The organism is Chloroflexus sp. (assembly GCF_034435895.1).
Classification (GTDB): Bacteria; Chloroflexota; Chloroflexia; order Chloroflexales; family Chloroflexaceae; genus Chloroflexus.
The window spans coordinates 1-11,540 of the sequence record NZ_DAOTWH010000323.1 but is presented as its reverse complement, the minus strand read 5'-3'; the positions used below and the strand labels follow the sequence as shown (position 1 = coordinate 11,540).

13 protein-coding genes are annotated in these 11,540 nt (G+C 60.9%); 6 read left to right on the top strand and 7 right to left on the bottom strand.

Translation table 11 applies throughout. From position 1 onward, the window contains the following. The coding region (locus tag U9R81_RS18100; RefSeq protein ID WP_322496810.1) for a cyclase family protein at positions 1-735 on the top strand (735 nt) is incomplete at its 5' end. A 39-nt stretch (positions 736-774) separates the two neighbouring features. Here the strand turns inward: U9R81_RS18100 and U9R81_RS18095 are convergent. The 4 genes from U9R81_RS18095 to U9R81_RS18080 form a co-directional block, all read right to left on the bottom strand. Further along, positions 775-1,701: a prenyltransferase gene (locus tag U9R81_RS18095; protein ID WP_322496809.1), complete on the bottom strand. Its 927-nt coding sequence runs from the start codon at positions 1,699-1,701 to the stop codon at positions 775-777. 63 nt (positions 1,702-1,764) lie between these two features. Then, the gene (locus tag U9R81_RS18090) at positions 1,765-2,676 is read right to left on the bottom strand and encodes a homogentisate phytyltransferase (RefSeq protein WP_322496808.1); all 912 of its coding nucleotides are present in this window, start codon (positions 2,674-2,676) and stop codon (positions 1,765-1,767) included. A 305-nt stretch (positions 2,677-2,981) separates the two neighbouring features. Then, on the bottom strand, positions 2,982-4,190 hold the full coding sequence (locus U9R81_RS18085; protein ID WP_322496807.1) for an aminotransferase class I/II-fold pyridoxal phosphate-dependent enzyme: 1,209 nt from the start codon (positions 4,188-4,190) through the stop codon (positions 2,982-2,984). Positions 4,191-4,241: 51 nt separating this feature from the next. Beyond that, entirely contained in the window at positions 4,242-5,186 is a 945-nt protein-coding gene (locus U9R81_RS18080; protein WP_322496806.1) for an NAD-dependent epimerase/dehydratase family protein, read from the bottom strand. 287 nt (positions 5,187-5,473) lie between these two features. Between U9R81_RS18080 and U9R81_RS18075 the strand changes: the two genes are divergently transcribed. The 5 genes from U9R81_RS18075 to U9R81_RS18055 all read left to right on the top strand — a co-directional run bounded on the left by U9R81_RS18075 (position 5,474) and on the right by U9R81_RS18055 (position 9,546). Further along, positions 5,474-5,845 carry a hypothetical protein gene (locus tag U9R81_RS18075; protein ID WP_322496805.1) on the top strand — a complete coding sequence of 124 codons (372 nt, stop codon included), beginning with the start codon at positions 5,474-5,476 and terminating at the stop codon, positions 5,843-5,845. Positions 5,846-5,924: 79 nt separating this feature from the next. Then, the gene (locus U9R81_RS18070) at positions 5,925-7,667 is read left to right on the top strand and encodes a signal peptidase I (protein ID WP_322496804.1); all 1,743 of its coding nucleotides are present in this window, start codon (positions 5,925-5,927) and stop codon (positions 7,665-7,667) included. Then, positions 7,664-8,026, top strand: a complete 363-nt coding sequence (locus U9R81_RS18065; protein ID WP_322496803.1) for a hypothetical protein — start codon at positions 7,664-7,666, stop codon at positions 8,024-8,026. Before U9R81_RS18070 ends, U9R81_RS18065 begins: the two co-directional genes overlap by 4 nt. Before the next feature lie 93 nt (positions 8,027-8,119). Further along, positions 8,120-9,325 (top strand): MFS transporter, encoded by a 1,206-nt coding sequence (locus tag U9R81_RS18060; protein WP_322496802.1) that lies wholly within the window; start codon positions 8,120-8,122, stop codon positions 9,323-9,325. Between the two features lie 14 nt (positions 9,326-9,339). Then, entirely contained in the window at positions 9,340-9,546 is a 207-nt protein-coding gene (locus tag U9R81_RS18055) for a hypothetical protein (protein WP_066785109.1), read from the top strand. 6 nt (positions 9,547-9,552) lie between these two features. Here U9R81_RS18055 and U9R81_RS18050 read toward each other — a convergent pair whose 3' ends face one another. The 3 genes from U9R81_RS18050 to U9R81_RS18040 all read right to left on the bottom strand — a co-directional run. Further along, positions 9,553-9,990 (bottom strand): CBS domain-containing protein, encoded by a 438-nt coding sequence (locus U9R81_RS18050; protein ID WP_322496801.1) that lies wholly within the window; start codon positions 9,988-9,990, stop codon positions 9,553-9,555. Between the two features lie 95 nt (positions 9,991-10,085). Next, entirely contained in the window at positions 10,086-11,201 is a 1,116-nt protein-coding gene (locus U9R81_RS18045; protein WP_066785127.1) for a sodium ion-translocating decarboxylase subunit beta, read from the bottom strand. Positions 11,202-11,333: 132 nt separating this feature from the next. Beyond that, on the bottom strand, positions 11,334-11,540 hold a 207-nt coding region (locus U9R81_RS18040), incomplete at its 5' end, for an acetyl-CoA carboxylase biotin carboxyl carrier protein subunit (protein ID WP_322496800.1).

Here is an 11,540-nt window from a genome sequence, read left to right as displayed (position 1 = left end):
CTCGCCGCGCCGTTCGCCGCTGAGGCAGCGCCGGTGCCGCGCGCTAGCTTTAGCAAGGTGGCTGATCTGACCCACCTGCTTGGTACCCAGTTCCCGCTCTTCCCCGGTGCGGCGCCGTTCCAAATTACGCCGGTGGTCTTTCATGATCGCGATGGTTACTACGGCAGCATCCTTAATTACTGGGAGCATTCGGGCACCCACATGGACGCGCCGGTGCATTTTGCCCCCAATGGTCTCTTCGTCGATCAGATTCCGGTACAGTCGCTGGTAGTGCCGGCGGTGGTTATCAACATCACCGAGCGGGCCGCGCGCGACCCGGATACCGTCGTCACCCCGGAGGACATTCGGGCATGGGAGCGGCGCTACGGCCGGATTCCAAATAATGCGGCGGTGTTGATGGCCAGCGGCTGGGGGGCGCGGGCCCATTCGGTCGAGCTGTTCCGCAATACCGATTCGAGCGGGGTCATGCACTTCCCCGGCTTTGGCAAGGACGCCGTCGATTTTCTGCTCACCGAGCGGAACATCAGTGGTATCGGCGTCGATACGCTTAGCATCGATCACGGCCCCTCGACCACGTTTGCGGTGCATTACACCATCTTGCCGACGAACCGCTGGGGCTTGGAGAATCTGGCTAATCTTGAGTCGATTCCACCGAGCGGTGCAACGCTGGTGGTCGGCGCGCCGAAGATTGCCGCCGGCTCAGGTGGGCCAAGCCGGGTGTTTGCGTTGTGGTAATATGAAGGCAGGATGGGGGCGCATTATAGCGCCCCCATCCTATCGCAACCCTGCCGAGAGCACAAATCCTAGCAACATCATCCCAGCGCTGCCCACCAGTTGGCCGATGCTCCAGAAACCTAATTCATCCCATGCTGCCGGGTCGGCCCATGCCCCGGCCCGTAAGCGGTTGATCAGCCAAAGCCCGATGGGGGCGGTAGCAAGCGGCCCGACCGCCACCGGCCACGGTATGCCGCCAAGGGTCAGGAGCGGTAGGGTAGCAAACGCAGCACCGATGGCGATGGTTTGCCACTGCGCTGCTCGTTGCGGGCCGAAGATCACGGCTAGGGTGCGTTTCCCCACCACTCGATCGCCGGCGACATCGGGCAAACTGACGGCGACCAGCATTGCGAATTGAAATAGGCAGAGCGGGATGATCGCGAGAATGATGATAGGCTGGATCGTGCCAGTCTGGAGCACAAACCCGGTCAATGCGGTCATTCCCGGCACCAACACTGCGCCGGTCGTTTCACCCCAGCCGCGCCGGTGCAGGTAGAGCGGCGGCCCGCTGTAGACCCACGCCAGCGCAATCGCCACGCCCAATACCCCGGCGCTCAACGCTGGGCTCGGCGAGCGCGCCGAGCTGAGCACGGCCAAGATGATGGCCAGCGTCCCCCAACCGATCGCCGCTGCCAGCGCTGCTTGGGCCGGCAACCGGCCTGTTGGCAAGACGCGGCTGCCACCCGACCAGCGAGTAGGGGTAGGGTTGGCAAGGTCGGCATCGTGGTCGAAATAATCGTTGCTGTAATGGTTCATCAACTGCGCGCTCAAGGCAGTAGCAAGGCCAAGTAATGCCAACCCGCCATCGCGCAGCGTTGCACCGGCGGCAGCCACGCCGACGCCGTAAAAGATCGCGCCGCCGATCAGGTGGAGCGGGCGGCCAAGTTTGATGAGATCAATGGTGTTGGCAAACCAGTTGGTGATCATAGTTCTGATTTGGAGTGCGGCAGTTAAACTGCCGCACTCCAAACATATCTTTAACAACAGCGCTCACACCTGCCCCAACGTATCGGTCAACTGGTAAATGCTCAACAAGGCAAACTCAGTATAAAAGATGCCCCACAAGAACATATAAAAGTTCGTGATCGACTGTTGCTGGCGCAGATCAACCCGGAAACTCGCCCACCAGAAAAGCGCAATCACAATCGCGTGGCTCAGGGCGAGAAAGGCGGCGGCGAAGGCCGGCAACGACCACAAGCCAATCGCAATCGGCAGCAGATAACACCCGGTCAACAAGAGACGGCCAAGTTGCAACACCCGCTGCGGCCCCCAGCGTGTCGTGAGCGTCTCGATCTGGTAGAGACGATCGCCGTGATCATCAGGCAGGTCTTTATAGAGCGCAATCACCAGCGCAAAACCGAAAAAGAAGACCCCGGTCAGAATGAGCGTTGTGAGCGGCAACTCCACGCCTAACCGGCTCTGATAGTGAAACGCCAAGCCGACATTGGCAATCACACCGCGCGCGCTCGCAATGCTCAACGCAGCCGCCAGCGGCTGTCGCTTGAGGCGTAAGGGCGGCAAGGAATAGAGCGAACCGATCAACGCAATCACGGCCACCGTCAGCCAGAGCGCCCAACTCAGCAAAGCCGCGCCAATCAAGGCAATCGCCAACGCGGCGGCCACAATGCGCCGGCCCGCGCTGGCGCTTAAGCGTCCGGCAGCTATCGGCAGCCATGGCTTATTGATGAGATCGATCTCGACGTCAGTGAGTTGGTTAATACCGACAACATAGAGATTGAGCGCCAAACAGACGATCAGCGTGGCCAGCGCCAATCCGATCAGATCGGGAGTAAGCGGATGCCAGCCGGCGACGATAATGAGCATGGTTATCACTTGGACGCTGGTGGCGATGATGGTGTGTGGGCGGGCAAAATCGTAGAGTAGACGCAGGTGTTTTGGCATGAGAAATGGCCTATGAATGATTTGTTTGTCTACATAAATTGGTAAGGGCGAAGATTCAAACTCTGACACTTTTATCATACGTTGAAAATTGAGGCGCTGTCAATAGCGCCGGTTGGCGCAGAGGAGATTCCTGCGAGGCTGCGACGCTTCCCGTTGTCCTTGCGAGCCGCGCTCCGCGCGGCGACGCAATCCCCCGCGAGCACGGGATGCACCGCTCAGTGTTCGTTCGCGCTAAAGCGGGAGATTGCTTCGGGGGCTGCGCCCCTCGCAATGACAGGCGGGCATCTCCGCCGCGCTAATACCGGCTACCGCAACGCCGCCAACGCCTCATCAATATCGGCGGCGGTGTGTTCGGCGCTGATCTGGAAGCGGATGCTGTCATCGCCGCGCGGCACGACGGGGTACATAATCGCGGTTGCCAGCACCCCTCGCGCAAAGAGGGTGTCAACGAGGGCTGCCGTTGCCGCCGGATCACGCACAAACAGCGGCACCACCGGATGCGCGCCGGGCAGGGTCTCGAAGCCGCCGTCACGCAAGCCCTGCCGGAAACGGGCCGTCATGGCGCGTAGATGCGCTAACCGCTCTTGGCCCTCGGCGCTCTCAAGGATATCGAGCGCCGCCAGCGCCGCGCTCGCTTCGCCGGCGGTGATCGGGTTGGAGTAGATGTAGGTCGGGCTGGTTTCACGCAAGCTATCGATCAGCACTTGCGGCCCGACGACGTAACCGCCGTTGGCGCCAAACGCCTTGCCTAGCGTGCCGATCAACAGATCGGCGCGCGCGCCGCAATACTCTTCGCTGCCGCGGCCAGTGGCGCCAAACGCGCCGACGCCGTGCGAGTCGTCAACGATTAGCAAGGCGTTTTCAGCAAATGTCGCATCATACCGGGCAACAATAGCGGCAATCCGGTCGAGGGGCGCATGCACGCCACGCATCGAGAAGATGCCATCAGTGACGACAATCGCTCGCCGGCAGATCTGGGAGGCTTGCGCGAGCGCTGCGTCGAACTGCTCAAGATCGAGATGGCGGTAAACCAGCTTTTCGCGTGGACGGGCGAGCCGGATGGCGTTGATGATGCAGTTGTGGTTCAGCTCATCGCTGATGATCGCGGTGTCAGGCGTCGTGAGCGAGGTGATCACACTGAGCACTGCGGCATAGGCGCTGGAAAAAAGCATCGCTGCATCGCGTCGGTGAAAGGCGGCCAGCCGTTGTTCCAGCGCCACGTGCGGGGCAAGGGTGCCGCTAATGAAGCGCACGGCGCCGGGGCCGACGCCAAACCGGTGCGTCGCCGCTTCCGCTGCCGCGATCAAGCGCGGATCGGCGGCCAATCCGAGGTAGCTGTTGGAATTCATACGAATGAACGGTTGCTCGTAGCCAGCGACCCGGTAGCGCGGCCCGCGCTTGCCATCTCCCGGCAGTCGTTCGGTAATCACGCGCTCAAAGCCTTTGCGCCGCCGTTCGGCGCTCAGTTGGTCAAGTTGCTGTTGGAGGATTCCGGCCAGACGGTCGTGAGGCATAGCGTTCTCCGTATTTAACAGGTGGACGGATAGGTGAGGGGGGCAGCGCGTTTACGATGCGCTTTGCTGGCGAATCACCCGCAGCATCTCGTCCACCATTCCTTCCAAATCGTAGTGCGGCTGCCATCCCCAATCGGCGCGAGCCGCACTGTCATCGAGCGCATGCGGCCACGAGTCGGCGATTGCTTGGCGGTACGGTTGGATCGCGTAGTCGATCTGAAACTCAGGAATGCGGCGGCTGATCGCGGCGGCGAGTTCGGCTGGGGTGGCGCTAAAGCCCTGAATATTGTACGCATTCGCGTAGCGCAGCCGTTCACGGTCGGTAGCCATCAATTCGAGCGTTGCCCGGATGCCGTCAGCCATGTACATCAGCGGCAAGCGCGTATCCGGTTGCAGGTAGCAGGTATAAGCGCCTGTGCTCAGCGCAGCATGAAAGATTTCAACTGCGTAGTCAGTGGTGCCGCCGCCGGGTGGCGCAGTGGCCGAGATCAGACCGGGGAAGCGGAGGCCGCGCGCATCGAGACCGTAGCGGGCAACATAGTACGAGCAAAGCAACTCGCTAATCACCTTGCTAATGCCGTACATAGTTGTGGGGCGCTGGATTGTCACTTGCGGAGTAGGGTCGCGCGGCGTTTCCGGGCCAAACGCGGCAATACTGCTCGGCACAAAGATTTGGCACCGGTGGAGGCGCGCCACTTCGAGCACGGTATACAGGCCATCAACGTTGAGCCGCCATGCCTGTTGCGGCATCCGCTCGGCAGTGGCCGAGAGCAGCGCAGCCAGATGGTAAATGACGCTGATGCGCAAGCGGGTGACTAATTCATCGAGCGCCACGCCATCGGTGCAATCGAGCATGGCATACGGCCCAGCTTCATCGATCGCCGGTTTGAGATCACTGGCGATAACGTGCGTCGCGCCATAGATCTGGCGCAGCGCCGGCACCAAATCGGAACCGACTTGCCCCAACGCGCCGATGACCAGAATCCGTCGCTCCATTGCGGTGCCTCATTTTGGTCAGCGAGATGCATGACTGGTACTTGTTATACACGATAGCGGCGGATTCTGCCAGTAGGGGTTTGGTATGGTCAGGGTGAAGCTGCAACAACGTTTAATATTGCGAGTTCTATCACAATTACATATAGTACCTAGGTTATACCTCTGATCACGGAACGATTATCTGTAGTAGCATACTTTTATGCGATTGTAATTGGTCAACGCCTCAATTATCATCAATTCTAAAGAAACGGTTAGTGAACCGCTTCACGACACGCAGGAGGCGTTGTATGGCTACCCTTCTCCATCCCAAAACCCTGATCGCCGCCGTTCTGGCGCTGGCGCTGGCCGCTGCCGCGTATGGCTTCGCCGCCACAAACTCATTTGGTAGTGCAGTTATTGTTGCCGGTGACGGTTCGTTGACGATCAGCGGCTACACGGTCGGTAGCTTGACCTATGTCTACGATGCAACTGATCCGACGTTGATCGACAAAGTTACCTTTACCCTGACCGGCGCTGCTGCTCCGACCACGGTGCTCGTGCAACTCGATGGCTCGAACTGGGTGACCGCGACTGAATCGGGCGGCACGTGGACGGCTGATCCCTCGCCGAATGCGCCGATTTCGACCCATACAACCTTGCGCATTGTGGCGCACAACTAAATCTACAGTGACGTCACGGAGCGGGCAAGAGGCGCGCAAGAACGTTCCTCTTGCCCGTTCTGTATGATGAGAGGTGGTTATGAAGCTGGGGCGAACAGTCATTGGACGGTGGCTGGGTGGGCTGGCGATCCTGCTCGGCCTTGCGCTGATCTGGTGGCTGTTTGCACCCCGCTCGCTGGGTGGCGTTGCCCAGTTTGTCGTAATCAACGGCAATAGCATGGCCCCGCTCTACCGACGCGGCGATCTGGTGATTACGCGCGCTGCTGATGACTATGCACTGGGCGATATTGTCACCTACCGCCATCCTGAGATTGGGTTGGTGATCCATCGCATCATCGGCCAAGATGGCGAACGTTGGCGGTTGAAGGGTGATCACAACGATTTTGTCGATCCCTACGAGCCGTTGACGACCGAGATTGAAGGGCGGGCATGGCTGCATATACCGTGGCTGGGGAGCGGCTTAGTGCTGGCGCGCCAATACTGGTGGCTGATCATTCTGGCGCTGGCAGGAGGGATGGTGATGGCACAACCACGCGCAACCGGACGGTGTCGCCGGCCACGCCACACAATTGTTCAGCCGGTCGAGGCAGCGATGGCTGCGGTGACACTGTGCGCACTTGGCGCAATCGTCGCCGGCATGCTTGCTGGCTACGCCTTCCTCCAACCCGCCAGCCGCGTCGTTAACGAACCGGTCGTCTATCGCCAGCAGGGGACATTTACCTATCTCGCCGATGCACCTCCCGGCATTTACGATACGGCGCAGGCCCAAACCGGCGATCCGGTCTATTTCCAACTCTCATCAACGCTGGCCGTCACCTTTCACTATGAATTGGCCAATGTCGCCACGGCGAGCGGCACGATCGGGCTAAATGCCGAAGTCAGCGCCGCGAATGGTTGGCGCCGGCGGTTGGCGCTCGCGCCGGCACAGCCGTTTGAGGGGGCGGAAGCAACCGTGCGGGGGGTGATCAACCTCACTGATCTGCGCGCGCTAATCGCCCAACTCGAACAACAGACGGGTTTGAGTAACCAATATTATCTGCTCGCTATCACTCCAGATGTGGTGGTGAACGGGGAAGTGGACGGGCTAGCGTTCAGCGATGCCTTTTCGCCGCAATTGCTCTTCCGGTTTGATAAAGCGCAGCTCACGCTGGTCAACCCTGCCGATGACCGGCAGGGGCTTGCCCCCCGCGCCGAGGGTCAGGTGGCACGGACGAGGATCGAGCCGGCACGCTTATCATTGTTGTTCTTCAGCCTTGAAGTAGAGTCGGCCCGCTGGTGGGGAATGGTGATTGCCGGCGGGTTGGCGGTGGCCGCGATTGCGATCGGCTGGCCGTTATGGCGGCGCTGGCAAAGCGATGAAACTATGCGGATCCAATTCTGGTACGGTAATCTTATCATCACCGGCGCCGCGCCCCACGTTGATCTGCCACGGGCAGCCGTCGCGACGATGGCTGATCTGGCCCGCTTGGCCCAACGCGCCGGCGGGTTGATCATCCGCGACACCGGCAGCGAGCCGAACCAATACGTATTGATCGACGACGGTACCGTCTACGTCTATCAAGCTAGCGACTCTGGGCCAGAGGCGCACCAGCGTGTCACGCCAGCACCGGTTGCCCACCATCCGCCGCCGGCGGATTGGCGCGATCAATTTATTGCCGCCCTACGCGAAACCGGTTTGGTAATTGAAGCCTGCCAAGCAGTGGGAGTGGATCCCTTCACCGCCTATCGCGAACGCAGCCAGAACCCGGCGTTTGCGCAGGCATGGCGCGAGGCCCGCCAACAGCATTGGGAAGCGGCGACTGAACAGCGAGGCGAGGCATGAAACGGTTCATCTTGCTCATCCTGATGAGCGCCGTTATCGGTGCGACGGCATTGGCGTCCGCTGCAAGCATCGCGATCCCTGACGCCGCTATGGCCGATCTGAATATGTCGCTAAGCGCGCAAAATGTGGCGCCGCCGGCCTGCGCCGGTATGGGTTTGAGTGCCATTATCTCTGGCGCTGGCGTGATCACCGGCACCGATGGCAATGACCTCATCGTGGGCAGCGCCGGCAATGATCTCATCGATGGCCGGGGAGGCAACGACTGCATTATCGGCGGCAAGGGTGACGATGTGCTCATTGGCGGCGCTGGGTTCGATGTGTGCATTGGCAGCGGCGCTGATAGCACGTGCGAGCGGTAAGCTGATGGCGTCCAGTGAGCGGCGCTTGCTATTCTAGCGGTTTATCGGTATCATTCCGCCATTGTATTCAACTCTTTGATCGGCGAGAATGATATGCGATCGCTGCCACGTTGGCTTATCGCAAGTATCTGCGGCGCGTTGATTGTCACTATCGCGATGGGTGTGCGCCAGACCTTTGGCGTCTTCCTCGTGCCGCTGAGCGAGGCGTTTGGTTTGGGCCGTGAACAAGTAGGGTTGACGCTAGCGATCCAGAATCTCGTGTTTGGGATCGCTACGCCGTTCGCTGGCGCGCTGGCCGACCGGTATGGCGGCCAGCGTTTACTTGCAGTTGGCGCGATTGTCTACGCGCTGGGGGTGGCAGCGGTCACGATCGCGGCCTCGCCGTTATTGCTCTTGGTGGCGTTGGGGGTGGTGGTTGGGCTCGCGCAGAGCGCGACCACTTTCGCGCCGGTGTTTGGCGTCATTGGTCAATTAGCGCCGCCAGCGCGGCGCGGTTTCGCCTTCGGTCTTGTGACCGCCGGCGGTTCGGTGGGGATGTTTGCGTTTGTGCCGTTGGCGCAATTGTTGCTAGCGGCATTGGGTTGGCAAGGGGCGTTGCTGGCGCTGGCGGCGGTGATGGTGCTGCCGGCGGTGCTGACGCCGGCCCTCGGCGCGCCTGCTAGCCGCACCGGCGCCGCCGACAATGCGTCAAGCGGGCAACAGGTGATCGCGCTGGCGTTGCGCCATCCCGGCTATGCCTTGTTGTTTGCCGGCTTCTTTGTCTGCGGGTTTCACGTTGCCTTTATCGCCACCCATCTACCGGCCTATCTGGTCGATAGTGGCATTGGCGCAACTGTTGCTGCGGTGGCGCTGGCGCTGATCGGGTTGGGGAATATCGCCGGTTCGTATCTCTTTGGCGCACTCGGCGACCGCATGGTCAAGAAACAGGTCTTGAGCGGTATCTATCTTGGGCGAGCGATCATCTTTGTTCTGTTTCTGATCGTGCCGCTCACTGATGCCAGCGCCTTGGCGTTTGGGTTGAGCATTGGTGTGCTCTGGCTCGGCACTGTGCCCCTAACGAGCGGGTTAGTTGCGCAGCTCTTCGGTACACGCTATCTCGGCATGTTGTACGGCTTTGTCTTCTTCGGCCACCAGATCGGGGCCTTTTTGGGCGCATGGATGGGTGGCGCCGTCTACGATCGCACCGGCAGTTATCTGCCGGTTTGGCTAGCCGCGCTGGCGCTCAGCCTTGCCGCGACGGCCATCCACTGGCTGATCGACGATCGTCCGGCGCGCCAAGTTGTTGAGCAACCGATGTGAGACAGGGGGTGAGAATGCAACGCATTGAGACGTTGAGCGCGCTCTACGAGCCGGCTGAGCAAGCGCCGCCGGCCACCGATGACGGCGCGGCGTTCGTTTGGCTAGCCGGCGGCGGGTTGCTGCTGCTGAGCCTGATCGGCGGCGGGTTGTGGGCGTTGTGGCTCTTGAACACAACGCCCGCTATGGTGAGCGATCTGACGTGGTTCTTCTTGTGCCACTGAACCGAGCTACTCGGTCTCTTCCGCCGCCCATGTGCTGGCCACTAGCCGGAAGATATCCGATTCGGTGATGATCCCGACCAGCCGGCCCTCATCGACCACCGGCAAGCCGCTGACCCGCGCGCGCACCATGATCGCCGCTGCTTTGCCGATCGAGTCGCTGGAAGCGATCGTCAACGGGTTCGGTGTCATCAGTTCGGCTACGGTCTGGCCGGCGAGGTTGAAGCGAGCCAACCGGCGCTCTTCTTCATCGCGAGGGTGGCTCATCGCCTGCTCGATGTCGCTGCGGGTGATGATGCCAACCAGATTGCCTTGTTTATCCACCACCGGCATCCGCCGCACCCCGCGCGCTCGCATGCGCTCATAAGCAGCCAGCGCCGAAAAGTCTGGCGGGACGCAAACCGGGTTTTCGGTCATCCATTCGGCTACGCGCTCGGTCTTCGACATATTCAAACTCCTCTATCGCTATCAATGCTTTCTTTTCATTGTATACCGCCGGTTACAGGAGGGGCATAGCGCTGCTATGCCCCTCCTGTAACTGGCTACCTCCCCATCAACGCCAAGACCACCCCGCCGGCCACTACGCTGGCCACCTGCCCGGCGGCGTTCGCGCCCATCGCGTGCATCAGGATGAAGTTCTCGAAATCCTCGTCGTGAGCCAGCTTTTGCACCACGCGCGCCGCCATCGGGAAGGCGCTGATGCCGGCAGCACCGATGATCGGGTTGAAGCGGCCCCGGCTGAGCAGGTTGAGAAACTTGCCAAAGAGCAAGCCGGCGGCGGTGTCGAGCACGAAGGCAAGAATGCCCAGCGCGAGAATCGCCAGCGTCGCCGGTTGCAAGAAGCGGGTGCCCTCCATTGTCGAGCCGATCGCCAGCCCCAAAAAGAGGGTCACGATGTTGGCCAGCTCGCGTGACGAGGTGTTAGTCAGCCGTTCAACCACACCCGACTCGCGCATCAGGTTGCCGAGCATCAACATCCCGATCAGCGGAATAGCGAACGGCACCAGCACGCCGACCACAATCGTGGTGACAATCGGAAACAGAATACGGGTGCGTCGGCTGATCGGGCGGCTGACGTATTCCATGCGGATGCGCCGTTCGGCTGGCGTGGTGAGCGCGCGAATGACTGGCGGCATAATGACCGGCACCAGCGACATATAGCTGTAGGCGGCGACCGTGATCGGGCCGAGCAATTGCGGTGCGAGCAGGCTCGAAACATAGATCGAGGTCGGGCCGTCGATCGCGCCGATGATTCCGATCGAGGCCGCTTCTTCGCGGCTAAAGCCGAGCGCGAGCGCAGCCAGCAAGGTGCCGAAGATGCCAAACTGCCCGGCGGCGCCGAGCAAGACCATACGCGGGTTGGAAAGCAGCGGGCTGAAGTCGGTGAGCGCACCGATGCCGATAAAGATGAGCAGCGGGAAGAGTTCGTTGCCGACGCCGGCAGTGTAGAGGATGGTGAGCATGCCGTCTTCACCTAACAGCGGCGAGAGCGGCAAGTTAGCCAGCAACGCGCCGGCGCCGATCGGCAAGAGCAGGAGCGGTTCGTAGTCGTGCACAATCGCGAGGTAGAACAACAAACCAGCGACGGCGATCATCACCAGCGATTGCCATGTGATCGAGGTGATCCCTTGTAACAGCCGGAGGGCTAGTTCGTCCATAGTGTTGATCGCTTTTCTTGATTCATCACTCCCCCTCCTACATCCATTGCTCTGTTGGAGGAGGCGAATTTGCGCAGAACTTAACTTTGCGGCGCTTGCGCGCGGTGCGGGCCGGCGGCTTGCACACCGCGTTTACCCCTCGGCCAATTGGGCGAGCGGTTCGCCGTAGCCAACGCTCTGGCCGGTCTTGACCAAAATCGCCGTGACTACGCCATCACGCGGCGCACCGATGCTGTTGTTCATCTTCATCGCTTCGAGCACGATGATCGGCTGGCCGCGTTTGACCTTCGCGCCGGGTTGGGCCACGATCTGCAAGATGGTGCCCGGCATCGGCGCCCG

What these genes read in the sequence shown, in the direction of transcription:
- U9R81_RS18095 (WP_322496809.1), bottom strand. Translation starts at nt 1,701, where the DNA reads ATGATCACCAACTGGTTTGCCAACACCATTGATCTCATCAAACTTGGC.
- U9R81_RS18090 (WP_322496808.1), bottom strand. Translation starts at nt 2,676, where the DNA reads ATGCCAAAACACCTGCGTCTACTCTACGATTTTGCCCGCCCACACACC.
- U9R81_RS18085 (WP_322496807.1), bottom strand. Translation starts at nt 4,190, where the DNA reads ATGCCTCACGACCGTCTGGCCGGAATCCTCCAACAGCAACTTGACCAA.
- U9R81_RS18080 (WP_322496806.1), bottom strand. Translation starts at nt 5,186, where the DNA reads ATGGAGCGACGGATTCTGGTCATCGGCGCGTTGGGGCAAGTCGGTTCC.
- U9R81_RS18075 (WP_322496805.1), top strand. Translation starts at nt 5,474, where the DNA reads ATGGCTACCCTTCTCCATCCCAAAACCCTGATCGCCGCCGTTCTGGCG.
- U9R81_RS18070 (WP_322496804.1), top strand. Translation starts at nt 5,925, where the DNA reads ATGAAGCTGGGGCGAACAGTCATTGGACGGTGGCTGGGTGGGCTGGCG.
- U9R81_RS18065 (WP_322496803.1), top strand. Translation starts at nt 7,664, where the DNA reads ATGAAACGGTTCATCTTGCTCATCCTGATGAGCGCCGTTATCGGTGCG.
- U9R81_RS18060 (WP_322496802.1), top strand. Translation starts at nt 8,120, where the DNA reads ATGCGATCGCTGCCACGTTGGCTTATCGCAAGTATCTGCGGCGCGTTG.
- U9R81_RS18055 (WP_066785109.1), top strand. Translation starts at nt 9,340, where the DNA reads ATGCAACGCATTGAGACGTTGAGCGCGCTCTACGAGCCGGCTGAGCAA.
- U9R81_RS18050 (WP_322496801.1), bottom strand. Translation starts at nt 9,990, where the DNA reads ATGTCGAAGACCGAGCGCGTAGCCGAATGGATGACCGAAAACCCGGTT.
- U9R81_RS18045 (WP_066785127.1), bottom strand. Translation starts at nt 11,201, where the DNA reads ATGGACGAACTAGCCCTCCGGCTGTTACAAGGGATCACCTCGATCACA.